General features: G+C 64.1%; 16 protein-coding genes. 10 read left to right on the top strand and 6 right to left on the bottom strand.

Annotated elements, in window-relative coordinates:
• Positions 1–200: 200 nt before the first annotated feature.
• The 3 genes from XcyCFBP4188_RS10410 to XcyCFBP4188_RS10400 form a co-directional block, all read right to left on the bottom strand.
• On the bottom strand, positions 201–404 hold the full coding sequence (locus tag XcyCFBP4188_RS10410; protein WP_023905662.1) for a hypothetical protein: 204 nt from the start codon (positions 402–404) through the stop codon (positions 201–203).
• Between the two features lie 3 nt (positions 405–407).
• Entirely contained in the window at positions 408–971 is a 564-nt protein-coding gene (locus XcyCFBP4188_RS10405; protein WP_172839286.1) for a peroxiredoxin family protein, read from the bottom strand.
• 292 nt (positions 972–1,263) lie between these two features.
• Positions 1,264–2,184: a DUF4424 domain-containing protein gene (locus XcyCFBP4188_RS10400; RefSeq protein WP_006451673.1), complete on the bottom strand. Its 921-nt coding sequence runs from the start codon at positions 2,182–2,184 to the stop codon at positions 1,264–1,266.
• Positions 2,185–2,623: 439 nt separating this feature from the next.
• Between XcyCFBP4188_RS10400 and XcyCFBP4188_RS10395 the strand changes: the two genes are divergently transcribed.
• A complete protein-coding gene (locus tag XcyCFBP4188_RS10395; RefSeq protein WP_233397288.1) occupies positions 2,624–2,956 on the top strand; it encodes a hypothetical protein in 333 nt (110 codons plus the stop codon).
• Between the two features lie 62 nt (positions 2,957–3,018).
• Here XcyCFBP4188_RS10395 and XcyCFBP4188_RS10390 read toward each other — a convergent pair whose 3' ends face one another.
• Together XcyCFBP4188_RS10390 and acs are read right to left on the bottom strand one after the other, a co-directional pair.
• Positions 3,019–3,687: a response regulator transcription factor gene (locus XcyCFBP4188_RS10390; RefSeq protein ID WP_006451671.1), complete on the bottom strand. Its 669-nt coding sequence runs from the start codon at positions 3,685–3,687 to the stop codon at positions 3,019–3,021.
• A 240-nt stretch (positions 3,688–3,927) separates the two neighbouring features.
• Positions 3,928–5,871: an acetate--CoA ligase gene (acs, locus tag XcyCFBP4188_RS10385; protein ID WP_006451670.1), complete on the bottom strand. Its 1,944-nt coding sequence runs from the start codon at positions 5,869–5,871 to the stop codon at positions 3,928–3,930.
• A gap of 295 nt (positions 5,872–6,166) precedes the next feature.
• Between acs and XcyCFBP4188_RS10380 the strand changes: the two genes are divergently transcribed.
• From XcyCFBP4188_RS10380 to XcyCFBP4188_RS10355, 6 genes are all read left to right on the top strand, one after another.
• A complete protein-coding gene (locus tag XcyCFBP4188_RS10380; protein ID WP_162498289.1) occupies positions 6,167–7,549 on the top strand; it encodes a DcaP family trimeric outer membrane transporter in 1,383 nt (460 codons plus the stop codon).
• A gap of 69 nt (positions 7,550–7,618) precedes the next feature.
• Complete coding sequence (locus tag XcyCFBP4188_RS10375) at positions 7,619–7,936, top strand: DUF485 domain-containing protein (protein ID WP_006451668.1); 318 nt, start codon at positions 7,619–7,621, stop codon at positions 7,934–7,936.
• Complete coding sequence (locus XcyCFBP4188_RS10370; RefSeq protein ID WP_006451667.1) at positions 7,933–9,660, top strand: cation acetate symporter; 1,728 nt, start codon at positions 7,933–7,935, stop codon at positions 9,658–9,660. Before XcyCFBP4188_RS10375 ends, XcyCFBP4188_RS10370 begins: the two co-directional genes overlap by 4 nt.
• A 506-nt stretch (positions 9,661–10,166) precedes the next feature.
• A complete protein-coding gene (locus XcyCFBP4188_RS10365; RefSeq protein WP_104592079.1) occupies positions 10,167–11,162 on the top strand; it encodes a glycerophosphodiester phosphodiesterase family protein in 996 nt (331 codons plus the stop codon).
• Positions 11,163–11,342: 180 nt separating this feature from the next.
• Positions 11,343–12,221, top strand: a complete 879-nt coding sequence (locus XcyCFBP4188_RS10360) for a peptidylprolyl isomerase (RefSeq protein ID WP_104592064.1) — start codon at positions 11,343–11,345, stop codon at positions 12,219–12,221.
• Between the two features lie 107 nt (positions 12,222–12,328).
• Positions 12,329–13,024, top strand: a complete 696-nt coding sequence (locus XcyCFBP4188_RS10355) for a hypothetical protein (RefSeq protein ID WP_228996216.1) — start codon at positions 12,329–12,331, stop codon at positions 13,022–13,024.
• A 94-nt stretch (positions 13,025–13,118) separates the two neighbouring features.
• Here XcyCFBP4188_RS10355 and XcyCFBP4188_RS10350 read toward each other — a convergent pair whose 3' ends face one another.
• Positions 13,119–14,267 (bottom strand): ROK family transcriptional regulator, encoded by a 1,149-nt coding sequence (locus tag XcyCFBP4188_RS10350; RefSeq protein ID WP_006451663.1) that lies wholly within the window; start codon positions 14,265–14,267, stop codon positions 13,119–13,121.
• Positions 14,268–14,424: 157 nt separating this feature from the next.
• On the opposite strand from XcyCFBP4188_RS10350, the gene XcyCFBP4188_RS10345 reads away from it, so the two are divergent.
• The 3 genes from XcyCFBP4188_RS10345 to XcyCFBP4188_RS10340 are packed head-to-tail and all read left to right on the top strand — an operon-like array spanning position 14,425 to position 18,303.
• A complete protein-coding gene (locus XcyCFBP4188_RS10345) occupies positions 14,425–16,932 on the top strand; it encodes a TonB-dependent receptor (protein WP_248283109.1) in 2,508 nt (835 codons plus the stop codon).
• A gap of 2 nt (positions 16,933–16,934) precedes the next feature.
• A complete protein-coding gene (locus tag XcyCFBP4188_RS23565) occupies positions 16,935–17,057 on the top strand; it encodes a hypothetical protein (protein ID WP_006451661.1) in 123 nt (40 codons plus the stop codon).
• Positions 17,047–18,303, top strand: coding sequence for a phosphodiester glycosidase family protein (locus XcyCFBP4188_RS10340; RefSeq protein WP_104592062.1), 1,257 nt, complete (start codon positions 17,047–17,049; stop codon positions 18,301–18,303). The genes XcyCFBP4188_RS23565 and XcyCFBP4188_RS10340 overlap by 11 nt, the downstream gene beginning before the upstream one ends.
• The last annotated feature ends 36 nt before the right edge of the window (positions 18,304–18,339 follow it).

Genomic DNA, 18,339 nt, shown 5'->3' with positions numbered 1-18,339 from the left:
GTTTTGGCTGTTTTTTTTCACGAATCCCTGCCGAACCTCAAGTTGGCCTGGCACAACCACGGTCTGCAGCACGCAGTGATGCTGGCAAGCAAACGGCGGGGTCCGGGGGGACCCCGCCGTGAACCTAGAGTGGCCAACCACACGTAGCGAGCACCGGCCGTGACCGCCTGGCCGCTGCGCAGTGGTTTTGATCGCCGCTCTTAACCGCAGCAGTAGCAGACGTTGCCTTGTCCTAAATCGCCGCCAAACTCCGGACACTCCGCCTTGCAGGCCCATGCACTGCACGATTCGGTTTTCGGCTGTGCGTTATCGACTGCCATCACCTGGAATGCACCGAAACCGGTACTGGCCAGAAACGTCGCCGCCATCAACGCACTCCGCAAAGTTACCCAACGCTTCTTCATGCATTACTCCTTTACCGTTGCAAAAGCCGCTGGCGCGTCCGTGCGGCGCAATGCGGCAACCAGGTCCTGCACCCGCTCCGTGGTATCGAAGACGCCCAGATGCGAATGGCGCACGCGCCCCTCACCATCGATGGCCATCAGCAGCGGCACTTTGCGCGCACGAAACAACATCAGCGCGCGACGATCGGTCAACGTGACCACCGGAAAATCGAAGCCATGCACATGTGCATAGCGCGCGGCCTGCGCCGCATCGCACTGGCACACGCCAAGTAACTGGGGCCGGCCAGGCAAATTGGCCTGTAATTGCCGCGCCGTACGCAGCACAGTGAGTGCCGAGCGCTGGCAGTACGGACACGTGGTGGTAAAAAAGAACAGCACCTGCGCCTGGCCCTGCGGCGCGCCAAGCAGATGACGTTGGCCCTGCGTATCGGTCACTTCGATGCGTGGCACGTACATGCCGTCATACGGTGTGCTGATGCGTGCCTGCAACCGCTGTTGTTGCGCACGCAGTTGTTTGTTCTGCCATGCCAGTGCTGCAATCAATGCACACGCCACCAGCAGGCCGATCCAGAGCCAGGGAACACGTCGTGTCATGCCATCTCCGCAAAGCGTCCTGGGAGTCCGAGACTTGCCCGGGCATCAGCTCATGGTCAATGGTGATATCGACAACTGAGATGGCGCGCGGTGCACGCGTGTGGATGCGGTCACGCCACAGCGCTTGGGCTTGCTAGAAATGTGTCTGGGTGTGTGCAACGTTTGCGCAGAGCGGGCCTGGCGTGTCGATCGGTCTCGTGCTCGGTCGCTAGGGCGTGCCGGTCGTCGATGTGCGAGTCGACGTGCACGCCCGCCTGCATGTGCGTCACTCGGGAAGACGCACGAACAGCAGGTTGAGATCGCGCATCGGCACGAAGTTGGTTTGCTTGAACTGGAAGGTCAGCGGGTCGATCTTTTTCAGCGCGCCGTCGAAGCACAGGCTGAGCGTGTCGCTCGCCGCCTGCTTGCGGATGGTCAGCTGAAAATCCTTGATCGGGCCGTTCCAGTTCTTGCCGGTGGTCAGCACATAGCGCAGGTTGGCCCAGCCCAGGCCGTGCTCACCTTCGCGGCGTTGCATGCTGGTTCTGGTCGCGGGCTCAATACAGGTGTCTTTCGCATACGACTCCAGCAGGAACGCGCTGCTCTGCGGCACGCCGGTGGACACGCTGGGCGCGTACGCATGCCGGATCTGCACGCTGCGCCGCGCGGGAAACAGTTGCTGCCAGACGAAATACTCGCTGAGCGTGAAGCGTGGCTGCTGGTCGGAGTCGATCCAGCGCGCAGGCAGTGGCTTGCGTCCTTTTGGCACGGCGCCCGATTCGGTGAAGGTCGCAACATCGTGCGCACTCCAGCCGCTCGCCGCGAACGCCTTGGAGATATCGCTGCCATCGTCCAGCAGCACGACGAGTTTGCGCGTGGTGGCGATCGGTTTGCCGTCTACCCACAGTTTGAAATCGGTCAGCTCGCTATGGTCGGCCATGCCGAAATACATCGGCGGCATCGGGAAGGCGATCGGCACAGTCAACGCACGCTCGCTGTTGTTGGTGAACACATAGTCCACCTGCACGCGCTCCTCGCTGAGCAGCAAGGCTTCCTTGTCCATGCTGATATCGGGCTGATGCAACAGGCGGATGGTGCCGTTGTCGTCGCCGAAGCTGCTGTCGTTGGCCTGCGCACTGCCGCAGCCGAGCGCGGCCAGCACGAGTGCCAGCACAAGCGGGCTGCGCGAAAAAGAAAACGTCTGCATGGATCCCCTGAAGACCGGCGCGCACCGACGCGCCGCAGGCTTACAGCATGCCATGCGCCTGAAAGTGTTGGCAGAGTGAGCACATGCGCAGCATCCGGTGCTGGCGTCTACCGGGGCGAGGACCTGGCACTGGGCCAGTCGCGGTGTACCGCACGCATCGCACGCTGCGATGCAGCGCACTGCGTGGCAAACGCAATGCAGTGCACGCGCATCAGCCGGAACGGGCGCCGTGGTCATAAGGTAGATTGCTCCTCCCCATGCCGAACCCGCACGCGCAATGCCTTCCCATATTTTCCTGCTGGCTGCGGCCGCATGCCTGTTGCTGTCATGTCCAACCGCACTCGCTGCTGCGCCGGATCTCCCTGAAAATGCAGGCCTTGTTCCTAGTTGCATGGCCGATGCCTACAGCTGCCCGCCATGGATGCCGTCGCAGCGTGAGATGCGCACGGTCATCGCCGATTATTTCTGCGATGCCGCAGACCGCGGCCTGATCAGGCCAAAAGTGAGCCGCGTCGTGCGTGCGGAGACCTCGCAGGTGACCTGCGCTGCACTGGGTCAGGAACCGGGGTCCAATTTCGTGTGCGGAGGCGAGGTGCAGTTCATCGGCCCGGACGGCCGGGTCGATTTCATCACCTTCAGCCCGACCATGCATCGCCAGGACGATGGGCGCTACGCCCTCTACGAAGGCAGCGACGAACACGACAACGAGGTGTGGCACGTGCCAGCGCCGCAAAGCACGTCGAAGGTCTGCACCGGCCGGTCTTTGCGCTGATTGCAGTCTGCGGATGCACCGAAACGTGGTGACTGCTGGCCGCAGCAGTGTGTCGGCCGCGCTCAGTCTTCCTCGGGCGGCGGCAGCACGATGCCGTCGGCATCGATGGCAAGCTTGCCGGCCATCAGCACCGCCTGGGTGCGGTTGGTGACGCCGAGCTTGCGCAGGATCGCGGTGACATGTGCCTTGATGGTGGCTTCGGACACGCCAAAGTCGTAGGCGATCTGCTTGTTGAGGCGCCCGGCGCCGAGCATCTGCAGCACGCGGAATTGTTGCGGGGTGAGATCGCGCAGACGCTGGCCCACTTCACGTTCTTCGCTGCAGGTGGGTGGAAGGTTCTGCGCTTCGGCCGGGATCCAGCGCTCGCCGTCCAGCACCGTGGCCAACGCGCGCCCGATGGTGTCCGAGTCTGCGGATTTGGGAATGAAACCGAACGCGCCATGGTCGATGGCGCGACGCATCACGGTGGGCTCCTCGCGTGCGGACACCACCACCACCGGCAACTGCGGATGCAGTGAACGCATGTGCACCAACGCACTGAACCCCTGCGCGCCCGGCATGTTGAGATCCATCAACAACAGATCGGCATCCGGTTGCGCATCGGCCAGGGTGTACAACGCATCCACCGTGTCGGCCTCGAACAACAGCACTCCCGGCATCACGCGCTGCACCGCCCCGCGCAAGGCCTCACGGAACAGGGGATGGTCGTCGGCGATCAGCAGGGTGGTCATTGAGGGGGGCCGTGAATCGTGAATCGGGAGTGGGGAATCGCAAAGGCAACAGCGAAGAGCAGCAAGGCAAGCAACGACAACAGCGGTGTGGTGACTTTGAAGATGAGAATTGGCAGCGATGAATGAATGTGTGGGTCGGGAACCCGCTTTTACGAATCCCCAATCCCACTCTCGACTCTCCACTCCTCAGGGAACCGCTCTGCCGATTCCCCATTCCCAACTCCCCATTCCCAACGCGCGTCAGCGCGTCAACCGCTCGCTCACCAACGAATCCACCACCGATGGATCGGCCAGGGTCGAGGTATCGCCGAGTTGGTCCGGTGCGTTCTCGGCGATCTTGCGCAGGATGCGGCGCATGATCTTGCCCGAGCGGGTCTTCGGCAGGCCCGGTGCCCATTGCAGGTGATCCGGCGAGGCGATCGGGCCGATCTCCTTGCGCACCCAGGTGATCAACTCCTTGTGCAGTTCTTCGCTCGGGGTCTCGCCCGCGATCAAGGTGACATAGGCATAGATGCCCTGGCCCTTGACGTCGTGCGGGAAGCCGACCACGGCCGCCTCGGCGACCTTGGGGTGCGAGACCAGTGCGCTTTCCACTTCGGCGGTGCCGATGCGGTGGCCGGACACGTTGATCACATCGTCCACGCGACCGGTGATCCAGTAATAGCCATCGGCATCGCGGCGGCAGCCGTCGCCGGTGAAGTAGCTGCCCGGATAGGTGCGGAAGTAGGTGTCGATGAAACGCTGATGGTCGCCATAGACCGAGCGCATCTGGCCCGGCCACGAATCCAGCAGCACCAGATTGCCTTCGGTGGCGCCTTGCAGAATCTTGCCTTCGGCATCGACCAGCGCCGGTTGCACGCCAAAGAACGGCAGGGTTGCCGAGCCCGGCTTGAGATCGACCGCGCCGGCCAGCGGCGAGATCAGGATGCCGCCGGTTTCGGTCTGCCACCAGGTGTCCACGATCGGGCAGCGGCTGTCGCCGACCACTTCGTAGTACCAGCGCCAGGCTTCCGGGTTGATCGGCTCGCCGACGCTGCCGAGCAGACGCAGGCTCTTGCGCGAGGTCTTCTTCACCGGCTCCTCGCCATCGCGCATCAGTGCGCGGATCGCGGTGGGCGCGGTGTAGAAGATGCTGACCTTGTGCTTGTCGATCACATCCCAGAAGCGCGAGACGTTGGGGTAATTCGGCACGCCTTCGAACATCACCGCGGTGGCGCCGTTGGCGAGCGGGCCGTAGACGATGTAGCTGTGGCCGGTGACCCAGCCCACGTCGGCGGTGCACCAGTAGATGTCGTCCTCGCGCAGGTCGAACACCACTTCATGCGTGTAGCTGGCAAACAGCAGATAGCCGGCGGTGGTGTGCAGCACGCCCTTGGGCTTGCCGGTGGAACCGGAGGTGTAGAGGATGAACAACGGATCTTCCGCGTTCATGCGCTCGGGTTCGCATTCGGCCGGCTGGCCGTCGACCACATCATGGAACCAGCGATCGCGCGGTGCCTGCATCTCCACCGCACCACCGGTGTGACGCACCACCAGCACCGTTTCCACGGTGTTGGTGCCGGGCAGTTTCAGTGCCGCATCGACATTGGCCTTGAGCGGAATCTTCTTGCCGCCGCGCAGGCCTTCGTCGGCGGTGATGATCAGCTTGCTCTGGCAATCGATCACGCGGTCGGCGATCGAGTTGGCCGCAAAGCCGCCGAACACCACCGAGTGCACCGCACCGATGCGCGCACAGGCGAGCATGGCCACGGCTGCATCGGGAATCATCGGCATATAGATGGTGACGCGGTCGCCCTTGTTGACGCCGAGATTGCGCAGCGCATTGCCGAGCTTGCACACGCGCTCGTACAACTGGCGATAGGTGACCGGGTAGGACTCGGCGTCCGGGCTGTCGGGTTCGAACAACAGCGCGGTCTTGTCGCCGCGCGTGGCCAGCTGGCGATCCAGGCAGTTGACGCTGGCATTGAGCTCGCCATCGCCGAACCAGCGGATGTGGAAATCGTCCAGCGCGTAGCTGACGTCCTTTACCTGGGTGGGTTGCTTGAACCACTCCAGCCGCTGTGCGGCCTTGCCCCAGAACTGCTCGGGGTGTTCGATCGATTCGCGGTACAGCGTTGCGTACTGCTCGCGCGTAATGCGCGCATCAGCGGCGAACGCGGGATCGACGGGATAAACATCAGCCATGGCACCCTCACTTGCGATGAACTTGTCGGAAGAGAGCGCGACAGCCGCCCTCGGTAGACAATCAGTGTGCCGTATCCATTCTGTCCCGGCGTTCAACCGGGCCTTAGACCTTGGTCTTAACCGCCAGAGCGCGTTATCCCAAATCCGTTCCCGGTTCTAGTGCGACGATCGGTCATCTTGTGGAATGCTGCGTTGCAGCTACGACCAAAGGCGAATAGGCTCGCAAGTGCGGACTGCCTCACGCTCCGCACAGCATCGCCATCAAGCGCGAGGCCTTCATTGGGGAGAGGGGTCTATGAAACACCGTACTGCACCATTGGTGCGCCATCCGTTGGCGGCTGCGTTGTTTGTGGCGAGCATTTTGCCGGGCGTTGCCTTCGCGCAAACGGCCAAGGAAAAGGCATTGGAAACGCGTATTGCCGAGCTCGAGCGTCAGGTACAAATGTTGGTCTCTGCACAGCAGCAACAGCAGGGCCAGATTGCCCAGACCCAGACGCAGGTGACCGAGGTGCGCACCTTGCAGGCGCAGACGCCGGCCGCACCTGTAGTGCCTGCCGGCAAGAAGCCGATCCAGCTGAGCAGCATCACGCCGAACGCGTTGCCGGGGACAACGTTTCGTTTTGGCGGTTTCATCAAGGCCGATTTCATGACCACCCGCACCAGCGACGGCGCATTGCCCGAAGGCGCGGTGGGGCGGTACCTGTATATCCCGACGCAGACCCCGGTCGGCGGCCAGGCCTCCAGCACCGACACCGACTTTCATGCCAAGTTCTCGCGCTTCAATCTGGGCGTGGACACCGTCACCGATAACGGCGACAAGCTCACCGGCTTCATCGAACTGGATTTCTTCGGCAACGCGCTGGCCAACCAGGTCAACAACTTGTACGGCGGCACCTTGCGGCACGCCTACATGAGCTGGAACAACTGGCTGGCCGGCCAGACCTGGTCCAACTTCATCGATTCCACGATCCTGCCCGAGGCCGCCGACATCGTCGGGCCGACCGACGGTGCGCTGTTCAGCCGTCAGACCCAGATTCGCTACACCCGCGGTGCCTTCAGTGTTTCGGCAGAAAATCCCGAGACGCTGACCACGCCCTACCAGGGTGGCAACACCATCCTGGCCTCGGACCATGGCGCGATGCCGGATCTGACCGCGCGCTACAACTGGAAGGGCACCTGGGGTACGTTCGGGCTGTCGGCGATCGCGCGCCAGTACCGCACCCGCAGCGCGCTGACCAACGACACCGACTTCGGCGGCGCCATCGCCGGCGGCGGGCGCTGGATCATCAACTCCAACAACGACCTGCGCTATCAGCTCAGCTACGGCGAAGGCCTGGGGCGCTATCTGGGTCTGGGCAACGGCTCGGACGTGGAAATCGACATGGACGGCAACATCCAGACCGTCAGCACCGTGGCTGGTTGGGTGGCGTGGCGCCACGACTACAACGCCAAGCTGCGCAGCACCATCATGTATTCGCGCGTGGATTACGACCACGACATCGCCAATACCGGCGGGCTGGCGAGCAAGTCGCAGCAGAGCATCCGCGCCAACGTCTTCTATTCGCCGCTGCCCAAGGTCGATGTGGGTGCAGAGCTGATGTACGGCCGCCGCGAAGCTGAAAACGGCGATTCCGGCGACATCTCGCGCCTGCAGTTCACCACCAAGTACAGCTTCTAAGATTCACCCCGCCGGTGGCCCGCCACGCATGTGGGCGGGCCGTGCCGCCCGCACTCCAGGAGACAGACCATGACCGTCTCGAATGAAGCACTGATCGCCAAGATCGATGCCAATCCGAAGTACCACGCGCTCAAACGCCAACGCAACACGCTGGGCTGGACGCTGACCGTGCTGATGTTGCTCGCCTATTACGGCTACATCGGCCTGATCGCCTTCGACAAGGAATTCCTCGCCAAACCGATCGGCGCCGGGGTGACCTCGATCGGCATTCCGATCGCGATCGGAGTGATGGTGTTCACCATCATCATCACCGCCATCTACGTGCGTCGTGCCAACAACACCTACGACCAGCTGACCGCGCAGATCCTGGAGGAAGCCCGCAAATGAGCAAGACTTCGCGCCTTCTCCTGATTTTGGCCGGCCTGCTGCCGGCAGGCCTCGCACTGGCCGCCGGCGGCGACATGGGCCAGGTCGACAAGCAACCCACCAACTGGGTGGCGATCGGCATGTTCGGCTTCTTCGTGCTGGGCACCTTGTGGATCACCAAGTGGGCAGCGGCCAAGACCAAATCGGCCTCTGACTTCTACACCGCCGGCGGTGGCATCACCGGCTTCCAGAACGGCCTGGCGATCGCGGGCGACTTCATGTCGGCGGCCTCGTTCCTGGGCATTACCGCGGCGGTGATGGCCAATGGCTACGACGGCCTGATCTACGCGATCGGCTTTCTGGTCGGTTGGCCGATCCTGACCTTCCTGATGGCCGAACGGCTGCGCAACCTCGGCAAGTACACCTTTGCCGACGTGGCCGGCTATCGCTTCGCGCCGACCGCGATCCGCAGCTTTGCCGCATCGGGCACGCTGGTGGTGGTGTTGTTCTATCTGATCGCACAGATGGTCGGCGCCGGTGCGTTGATCAAGTTGCTGTTCGGGTTGGACTACTGGGTGGCGGTGACCCTGGTCGGCGTGCTGATGATGGTCTACGTGCTGTTCGGCGGCATGACCGCCACTACCTGGGTGCAGATCATCAAGGCGGTGTTGCTGCTGACCGGCGTGACCTTCATGGCCGTGGCGATCATGTGGCACTTCAACTTCAGCTTCGAGGCGCTGTTTGCCGAGGGCGTGCGGGTCAAGACCGCGATTGCGGCCAACGGTGGTGCGTCGCCGGAGGACGCAGCCAAAGCGGGCCTGTCGATCATGGGGCCGGGCGGCTTCGTCAAGGACCCGATCTCGGCGATCTCCTTCGGTATGGCGCTGATGTTCGGCACCGCCGGCCTGCCGCACATCCTGATGCGCTTCTTCACCGTTCCCGATGCCAAGCAGGCACGCAAGTCGGTGCTGTGGGCGACCACCTGGATCGGCTACTTCTACATCCTGATCTTCATCATCGGCTTCGGTGCGATCGCGCTGGTGCTGACCAACCCACAGTTCGCCGATGTTGCCACCGGCACCATTCACGGCGGCAAGGGTGCGGCCAACATGGCGGCGGTGCTGGTCGGCAATGCAGTGGGCGGCAACGTGTTCATGGGCTTCATCTCGGCGGTGGCCTTCGCCACCATCCTGGCGGTGGTCGCAGGTTTGACCCTGTCCGGTGCTTCGGCGGTGTCGCACGACCTGTACGCCACGGTGATCAAGAAGGGCAATCCGGCGCCGGGTTCGGAGCTGAAGGTCTCGCGCGTCACCACCCTGGTACTGGGCGTGATCGCGGTGCTGCTGGGTATCGTGTTCGAGAAGCAGAACGTGGCCTTCATGGTGTCGCTGGCGTTCGCCATCGCCGCCTCGGCCAACTTCCCGGTGCTGATCCTGTCCTTGTTGTGGAAGAACTGCACCACGCGCGGTGCGGTGGTCGGTGGCTTCCTGGGCCTGATTTCCTCGCTGGTGCTGACGGTGCTGTCGCCGTCGGTGTGGGTGGATACGCTGGGCAATGCAGCTGGCTCGGCGCCGTTCCCGTACACCTCGCCGGCGCTGTTCTCGATGACGATTGGCTTTGTCGGCATCTGGCTGTTCTCGATCCTGGATCGCAGCCCGCAGGCGGCCAACGAACGTTCCGCGTTCAAGGCGCAGCAGATCCGTGCTGAAACCGGTTTGGGTGCTTCCGGTGCCTCCGGTCACTGATCCACCGCATCACTGAGTGCTGTCACGCAGACGCCGGCCTTGTGCCGGCGTCTTGCGTTTGGGGGAGCTGGGACCGAGCGGCCGCACTGCGGCGCGCCTCGTCGATCGTTTATGGGTGCCTGCGCATGCGGTCATGCGTCGCCTCGTCGCGCGCCAATTGGGGTGAGGTCGTCATTCACTTCGTTTCTCGCGCTACCGCTACGTGGTCGTCAAAAACCGCAACACAGACGAAGAAATTAAGTCATCGAGAGTAACTAAATTAGTCTGTAAGCCGAATGCTGATCACGTGCGGCTTGGCCTCCCTCTCCGGCAAAGGTCCGTCTAGCGAGTGCGCTACAGGCGAACCCACAGCCGTGTCGACCGGTTGGAACTCGTCCTCTCATCGTCCTCCGCACTCATAACCTGGATAGAGATCCATGACCACTCACCGTGTTACCACCCCGCTCGTTCGCGTCTGTCACGCTCTTGGCGCACTGGCATTGCTCGCGGTTGTGCCCCAGGTTGCTCTGGCTTCCTGTAGCGACACGTTAGACACCAAATGGCGCCGCATTGTTTTCAACGGTCCCAACACCACCGTGCTAGCTCACCGAGGTTTGTGGGGCAAATCCGCCGGCATCAACGATCTTCCGGAAAACTCGCGTGGCTCGTTACAGGTCGCGAACGACCAATGTATGGACGGCGTCGAGTTGGACGTCAAGCTCACCAGCGACGGCGTCCCGGTGCTGTTGCATGACTACAATCTTGGCCGCACGACCAATGTCTGGACGCAGCATCCGGGCGTCAAATACAACCCCCTCAACAACCAGGGTGTCAATCCGTCCATCACCGTCACCCCTTGGTCGCAGGTTAGTCAGCTTTACCTCCTGACCCCCGACCGCCGCACGACCACCGGGTATCACGTGCCGCGCGTTGATGAGCTATTTACTTACTTCAAACAGCACAACTTGCGGACACCGATGGTGTTCGACATCAAGGATGCAGCGACCGTGCGGGCCGTAAGCAGGGCGGTTGTAAGCACTGGACTCAGCACAGATTCTGTGGCTGCAAAGGTCAATGCCACGCTGTATCCCAGCCGGGCGTCCTTCAACGCCGATGCCGCCATGGTCGGTATCCCGGTGTTCACCACCAATATGCTCGGCAAGATGAACGTGCGTATTGCAATCGATAACTGGATTGGCACCAAGGAAACAATGGAGATCAACGTCAAGCAACTCGGTGGCTTGCTGCAGGTCGACAAAGACTACGTTAGCGAACATGGCGTGCGCGTTGGTGTATTCCAGGCGATTCATGACGGTCCGTATCCGGGCAAGTTCTACAAGAACAGTGGCGAGTGCTGCTACGCACTGTCGGATCTGTACTTCTCCTGGCAGTACGGCCGCGACACCGCCGATAGACGCGGCGAACTTGACTACATCGTCCATGATCAGGCGTTTGGCCTGATCACCACTGATGATCCGAAGGGCGCGATGGCTTACCTGCGCGCTCGCGGCAAGCACGACTAAACGCGTCGCCTGGATTGAGCCGGCCCGCGTGGCCGGTCGGAATGCGGGATTGCGGATTGCGGACCGAAACTATTCCGGCCCCTGCCGCATCGTGCCATCCGACAAGCGTCGGTATTTGAACGTGGTCCCGACGATGGCTCCGGTCGCCGTCGGTTTTATGCCCAACTGGAGCTTCGTTGAATGTATTCCATCCATTCTCTTTGTGCTGTGCTCGCAGTGAGCCTGATCGCGGGTATGCCGCTAGCCCAGGCTGCCGATGCCGATGCACGTGGCACTTCCGGCACGGTGCTACAGATCGGTACGCAATCGTTTAGCGGGCAGGAATATCGCGCGCTTGCCTTGGCCGATCTGCCGCGCGAATCCAACCCCGTCACGGCGGCCGACCCCGATTTCGTCCGTGAGTTTGCCGACCGCATGTTGTTGGTGGGCCAGGCCCGTCGCACGCATTTGCAGGACGATCCGGTGGTGGCTGCGCGCATACGCCAGGCGACCGACGCCATCCTGGCCAAGGCGGTGCAAGCGCGTACACGTGAGAATGCCCACATCGGTGCAGCGCTAGTGCAGGCGCAATTCAACGCGCACACGCACGACTATGACGAAGTCCGCTTGAGCCATGTGTTCGTGGCGCTGCAGCCGCAAGGCGATGCCCGACGCGGTACGCCGCTGAGTGATGCGCAGGCATTGGCGCGTGCACAGCAGCTCAAGCGTCAGCTGGACAGCGGCACGCCGTTCGAGGAAGTGGCCAAGCGCGAATCCGACGACGGCAGCACGGCCGCAGGGGGCGGCGAACTGTCGTCGATCTTCCTGCGCAACGTGGCCGATGTCTTCGCTGCCCAGGTACAGGCGCTTGGCGTGGGCGAGGTATCGGCACCCGTGCGTGGGCCGGAGGGATATCACCTGATCCGTGTGGACGCGCGCGTCCCCGCCACGCTGGAGACCGCGCGCGGGCAGATCGAAGTGCAGTTGCGCGACCAGGCCGCCACTGCTGCGCTGGAACGTCTGCGGCAGGCCAATCCGTTGCAGTTCGATCGCGCCGCACTGGAAGCGGCGCTGCGTTGATGCCGGCGCCTGCGCTGAACGTCGGCGCGCAGCCATGCCATCGGCCCCGATGGCGTTGGCCGGTGGTGGCCGCGGTATGCGTGGCAGCGGCGGTGTCCGCCGTGCGAATGTGGGGCCTGCGTACGCCTGCTGCGCCGCACCTGCAGACTAGCGTCGCTGCGCGCCCTGCGTTGCATGCCGGCCTTGCATCGGCGCGGCCTCCTGCGCGCGTGGGTCAGGGCCTGTTCGACAGCGCCATGCAGCAGCTGGCCTGTCGCGAGCAGGCTGAGGAACGGGCGGCGCAGATTGCGCATGGCAGTGCGCGCCTGCCGCCGTTGGACGCTCGTGGCTGCTTCGCCGGCACGCAGCTGCAGATCGAGGCGCTGCTGCGCACGGCCGCAGCGCGCGGCGATGCCGACGCGCAACGCTATCTGCTTGCGCAGCGCGCGACCGAGGTGCTGCCACGTGCGGTGTCTGTCGCACCGGCGGGCATGCCCGCGCAACTGTCGGCGAGCGACGAACAGGAGGTGGTCGCAATTGTGGCGGAGTTGGAAACGCTGGCGCTGGCAGGTCACCGCGATGCCATCGAGACGCTGGCGCAAGTGGTGGAATCGCCGCTGTTGCACGCGCCCGACCCGGTGTATGCCGCTGCGTGGCGGCTGGCGGCGCGGCAACCGCCGGGCCGCGCGCTGGAGGCTGGCGCGCCGTTGCTGGCAGAAGACGAACTGCTGGAGTCGATGACCCAACAGCAGCAGCAACAGGCACGTGCGCTGGCGGTGGAATTGTTCGGTTATTGCTGCACGCACGCTGCGGCAGCACGGTGATGCAACGCACCCAGGGCAATTACGTATCGCATGCGTGGGCGACGGCCAGGCAGCGCGCCTGCCTGCGCCTGCGCAGCTGCAGCGCCGCCACCCCTCAACGGAAATAACGCGCTTTCAACGGCAGCGTCGCCGCGCCGATCGCACAGGCATCGGCCGGTGCTTCGGCCGGCAGCAGCAGCGGCATCGGGCGGCCCTGGCCGCGGCGGGGCTGGTTGTCGATCTGTACCGCGGCGATCAGCCGCTGCGCCAGATCCGCGGGTAGGCGGCCGCCAAACACGATGGCTTCCGGGTCGCACACCGCAGTGATCGCCGAGACGATCAACGACACGCCTGGCGCGCTGCGCGCGATCCAGCGCTCGATCGCCGGCCATGCCGGGTCGTAGGCGGCCAGTAGGCTGCGCACGTCTGCAAACTCCACGCCGTCGTCGGCCAGCAGTTCGCGTAGCAATTCCAGGGTGGCGCGTTCGAGTTTCTGCGCCGGCAACATGCCGGCGAATTCACCGGCATTGCCGCGCGCGCCGCGCATGACCTGGCCGTCGATGACCAGGCCGCCGCCCAGGCCGTAGCTGAGATAGAGATAGGCAAAATCGCGATGCCGCTGGCCCACGCCCAGCATCGCCTCGCCAGCGGCGGCCACACTGCCGTCGTTGTCCATCCACACCGGCTGTGCGCAGGCCTGCGCCAGCCAGGGCGCCAGCGCGAAATCGCCGAGCGCGCGCAGCGGTTCGGGCGGGTTGATGCACCCGTTCTCACCGGTGAAAAATCCGCTCATCGCCAGCCCGATTCCCAGCCGTGGTCCAGGCGCGTGGTCCAGGCGTGCCAGCAAGGCCGCATCGCCGGCCTGCAGTTGCATCAGCACCGCATCGGCACTGCCGGCATCCAGGGCCAACTCGCTCACTGCCAGCACCTGGCCGGCAAAGTCCACCAGCGCCAGGGTCAGCGCATCGGTGGCGATGGAGATGCCCAGCGTGTGGCCATGCGCCGGGTTCAGCGACACCGCCACGCCCGGTTTGCCGCGTCCGGCGCGGGCCACGCCGCTGCCCATGTGCACCATGCCGCGCGCCTGCAGGCCTTCGATCAGGCGCACCGCGGTCTGCACGGTCAACCCGGTGCCGCGGCTGAGGTCGGCGCGGGTGAGCACGCCGGCCAGGCGCAGGCGCTCCAGCATGTCGCGCTCGTTGAGGCTCAGGCCCGGGAAGGACGGCGAGTGCAGCGGCACGGCAGAAGTGGCAATGGACGACATGGCGAGCGGTGTCACGGGGGAAGCTAGCTTAACCGCTGCGGCTGAAACAATTAATTCATAGTAAGTTATTAAATTGACGAGCTCTGCCATCGTCGGTCATCCCGTGTCACGTTTCCGCACCCGTCTGTGTCCCCGTTTTTGCCTGTTGGCGCTGTGCGTGAGCGCCAGCCCGAGTGCGTACGCCGCCGAGACCGTTCCTGCCGCGCCCGCTAGCGACACTGCCAGCGACACCGCCCCGGTGCAGCTGGATGCGGTGCAGGTTTCCGGCCAGCACCTGTCGATCCGCCAGGCCATCGGCGCCAAGCGCGAGGCGGCGGTGGTCTCCGACGGCGTGGCCGCCGACGATATCGGTTCGATCCCGGATTTTGGCCTGGGCGAGGCGCTGCAGCGGGTGCCGGGCGTGTCGATGGTGGTCAACAACGGCCGCGGCGAAGCGCAATTCATGAGCCTGCGCGGCTTCAACCCCGACTACAACAATGTGTTGATCGATGGCGTGGCGCTGCCCTCCACCGAAACCAGCCGCCGCGTGCAATCGCTGGATGTGATTCCCGCCTCGCTGGCGCAGCAGGTGGACATCTACAAGACCTTCAACGCGGACATGGACAGCAATGCCATCGGCGGCATCGCCGCGCTGCGCACGCGCAGCGCCTTCGATCACGACGGCCGCTTCGCCACAGTGCGCGCCAACGTAGCCGATTGGGAAAACCGCCGGCATCTGCAGGGCAGCACGCCGTCCGGGCAGGTGCAGGGTAGTTTCAGCGACACCTTCGGGCCGGACAACCGCTTCGGCGTGGTGCTGTCGGCCGATTACTTTCGCCGCGATTCGTCCTCGTTGAATACCGCCATCGATAGCTACAGCTATTACGCCAACGGTGTGCGGCAAAACCTCACCCCCGGCCTGGACCCGGACGGGCTGGCGATCGCGCCGGATCGTTTCCGTCCGCTCAGTTACGACAACGTGCGCCAGCGCCGCAGCGTGTTCGGCAAGCTCGAATACGACGACGGCGAAGACGTGAAACTGGCCTTCAGCGCCGGCGCGTTCGAGCACCGCAACGACGAGCAACGGCGTTCGCAATGGATCAATCGTGTCGGCAACGCCACGATCAGCGACACCAACACTGGCCGCTACGCGCAAGGCAGCGCACAGGTGGATGCCAACCGTTTCGATCAGACCCGCACATTGCGTTACGCGCAGCTCGGCGGCAGCTTTCGGCTCAACCCGGAAGGCCATGTGGATGTACTGCTCAATCGCGCCACCGGCAAGTATCAGCAAGACACCCGCGAGGATGTGTTCAGTGCGGCCGCTTCCTCGCGCTTGGGCTTTGGGTATGCGCTCGGCGACGATGCACGCCCGAGTATCGTCTTGAACGACCCGGGCTATTACGACAATGCAGCCAACTACACGCAGCAGTATTTTTTGACCCGCGTGGAAAACAGCAGCACCGACACCACAACGTTCAAAGTGGACTACAGCCAGAACGCCGATGCCGACGCGCGCGGTTGGGGCGTTCGTACCGGCCTGCAGTACCGCGATCTGCAACAGCGCTACAACCTGGATGAAGTACGCCGCAATCCATCCGGCCGCGTGACTCTGGCAACGATTGGCACCGACGATGCACGCATCTGCCCGTATGCCGATTTCAGCTGCCTGTTGCTGATCGACCCGGCCAAGGTCGCCGCCTTCGCCGCCGCATCGCCAGGCGCCTACGTGCTGGCCAACACCAATGCACGCAACAGCGCGATCAGCGATTTTGGCATCGAGGAGCGCAATGGCGCCGCCTATGTCATGGGCACCTGGCATGGCGAGCGCACGCTGGCGACGTTCGGCCTGCGCAACGAATACCTGCAGCGCGAGGTGCTCAGCGCGGTGCCGCAACCGCTGAGCAGCAGCACAAACTACGTGCAGCAATCGGCCGACAGCGATCGTCGTTTCCTGCGGCCGTCGGCGAACCTCGCCTGGGACATTACGCCGGCGTTGAAACTGCGCATGGCCGGCAGCCGCACCATTGGGTTGCCCACCTACGCCGACATCGGCCAGAACAGCAGTCCGGTGGTAGATGGCACCGGCTTCACCATCAATCGCAGCATCGCCAACCCGCTGCTGCGTCCACGCCGTGCGGACAATCTGGATCTGTCGCTGGAATGGTATCCGGACCGCGATGCGCAGCTGTCGGTGGCGCTGTTCCACAAGCGCATCGGCGATGAAATCGTGCGCCTGACCAGCACCGACACCCAGCGCGATCCCGGCGGGTTGCTTGGTACCTATCAGGTCACCACCACCCAGGCGATCAATACCGGCGATGCGCAGGTGCAGGGCATCGAATTCACTGCCATCGATACGCGCTTCGACTTCCTGCCCGGTGCGTGGTCGAACCTGGGCGCGATGTTCAACGCAACCCTGCTCGACCCGCGCACCGCCGATGTGCAGATGGCCGACGGCAGCCGCCGCGCCTTGCCCGGCCTGATGGAATCGCCCAAGCGCAGCGCCAACGCCTCGCTGCTGTACGACATCGGCCTGTTCAGCGCGCGCGTGTCAGTGCCAACTACACCGGTCAACAGCTGCTGTCTGCAGCCACCGACAACCGCGTCAACGACCGCTATTACGCTGCGATCACCAGCTACGACGCGCAGCTGGCCTGGAGTTTCAGCAAGCAACTGCGCCTGACCGTGCAGGGCCGCAATCTCAGCAATGCGCGGCTGACGCGGGTGATCGGCGCCGACCAACAACTGATGCGCGAGCAGCTCGACAACGGCCGTGCGTATTACCTGGGAGTGGACTATGCATTCTGATCGACGCGGCGCATCGGCGCTGTTGATTGCACTATTGGCAACCTTGGCCGGCAGCGCCATTGCCGACAATGGTGCAACGCCGCCGGCAGACGCGCAGTTTGTGGCCATGGAGACCATCGTCAGCGGCGATTGCTGGGGACAATGGCCGGACGATGTGCTCGCAGCGGTGAGCCGCTGCAAACCGGCCGAGCGCAATCGCATCGCCCTGCAGGTGCCCGACGATGCCGATGGCCCGGCACGTGTCGGCATCGATGGCAAGGCATGCAGCGGCGCACGCTGCGCCGGTCTGGTGCAGGTGTTGCAAGTCGCGCCCACACAACGGCTGCTGCTGCGCACGCCACCGGCACGTATCGACGCGGTGCTGGCTGCGTTGGACCATGCCCACGCCCGCGATCGCATCAGTATCGAACCGCTGGTGCAGCCGGTGCTCGCACCCGGCGTGCCGATCACGCTGGCGCCGGGTGTGCGCTACTGGCGGCAAGCAGTGAGCGCACCGCAACCGGTGATGCTGCATATCGCCGAGATCGATCTCTCTACGCCCGGGTTGCAACTGGTAGGCACGCGCGGCGAGCCCAGCGGCGGTGGCGAATTTCTCGCCAATCCCACTACCGCGTTCGTGCGCGATGGTGAGCTGACGTTGGCGATCAACGCCGATTACTTCCTGCCGTTCGATGGCGGGCATCTGTTCGACAAGGCATTCGTGCCGGCCACGGGGCAGGGCGTCACTGCTGAAGGTCTGTCGATCAATGAAGGCCATCTCGATTCGGCCGCCACCACCACCGATACACGCGTCAACGCAGCGCTGTGCGTGAGCGCGCGCAATGCGGTGCGCATCGTGCGCGGCAGTTGCCCCTCCGGCACCCGCATGGGTGTCGGCGCCGGCCCGCTGCTGCTGCTCGACGGCAAGCGCCAGCCACGCGAGGCCAGCCGCGCCGAGTACTACGACGGCCCCGAACCACGCAGCGCACTGGGCCTGGACCGCGCGCGCAAGACGCTGTGGATGGTGGTCGCCGACGGCCGCCAGCCCGGCTACAGCGCCGGCATGACCCTGGATGCGCTCACCGCGGTGTTGCAGCAGCTCGGCGCCAGCTCCGCCATCAATCTGGACGGCGGCGGCTCCAGCACCCTGGCTGCGCGCGTGGACGGGCGCGTGCGTACGCTCAACCGCCCCATCCACACCGGCATCCCGGGGCGCGAACGCCCGGTTGCCAACCAGCTCGGGGTGCGCATCGCCCCGCAGCCTTAAGCGACAAGCGAGCGGCGCGGTACCATTGGTGGTTTG

The sequence above is a fragment of the Xanthomonas hortorum pv. cynarae genome (assembly GCF_002939985.1).
GTDB classification, from domain to species: Bacteria; Pseudomonadota; Gammaproteobacteria; order Xanthomonadales; family Xanthomonadaceae; genus Xanthomonas; species Xanthomonas hortorum_D.
The sequence above is the reverse complement of the archived record's forward strand: the minus strand, read 5'-3'. Positions and strand labels throughout refer to the sequence as shown.

What these genes read in the sequence shown, in the direction of transcription:
- XcyCFBP4188_RS10410 (WP_023905662.1), bottom strand. Translation starts at nt 404, where the DNA reads ATGAAGAAGCGTTGGGTAACTTTGCGGAGTGCGTTGATGGCGGCGACG.
- XcyCFBP4188_RS10400 (WP_006451673.1), bottom strand. Translation starts at nt 2,184, where the DNA reads ATGCAGACGTTTTCTTTTTCGCGCAGCCCGCTTGTGCTGGCACTCGTG.
- XcyCFBP4188_RS10395 (WP_233397288.1), top strand. Translation starts at nt 2,624, where the DNA reads ATGCGCACGGTCATCGCCGATTATTTCTGCGATGCCGCAGACCGCGGC.
- XcyCFBP4188_RS10390 (WP_006451671.1), bottom strand. Translation starts at nt 3,687, where the DNA reads ATGACCACCCTGCTGATCGCCGACGACCATCCCCTGTTCCGTGAGGCC.
- acs (WP_006451670.1), bottom strand. Translation starts at nt 5,871, where the DNA reads ATGGCTGATGTTTATCCCGTCGATCCCGCGTTCGCCGCTGATGCGCGC.
- XcyCFBP4188_RS10380 (WP_162498289.1), top strand. Translation starts at nt 6,167, where the DNA reads ATGAAACACCGTACTGCACCATTGGTGCGCCATCCGTTGGCGGCTGCG.
- XcyCFBP4188_RS10375 (WP_006451668.1), top strand. Translation starts at nt 7,619, where the DNA reads ATGACCGTCTCGAATGAAGCACTGATCGCCAAGATCGATGCCAATCCG.
- XcyCFBP4188_RS10370 (WP_006451667.1), top strand. Translation starts at nt 7,933, where the DNA reads ATGAGCAAGACTTCGCGCCTTCTCCTGATTTTGGCCGGCCTGCTGCCG.
- XcyCFBP4188_RS10360 (WP_104592064.1), top strand. Translation starts at nt 11,343, where the DNA reads ATGTATTCCATCCATTCTCTTTGTGCTGTGCTCGCAGTGAGCCTGATC.
- XcyCFBP4188_RS10355 (WP_228996216.1), top strand. Translation starts at nt 12,329, where the DNA reads ATGTGGGGCCTGCGTACGCCTGCTGCGCCGCACCTGCAGACTAGCGTC.
- XcyCFBP4188_RS10350 (WP_006451663.1), bottom strand. Translation starts at nt 14,267, where the DNA reads ATGTCGTCCATTGCCACTTCTGCCGTGCCGCTGCACTCGCCGTCCTTC.
- XcyCFBP4188_RS10340 (WP_104592062.1), top strand. Translation starts at nt 17,047, where the DNA reads ATGCATTCTGATCGACGCGGCGCATCGGCGCTGTTGATTGCACTATTG.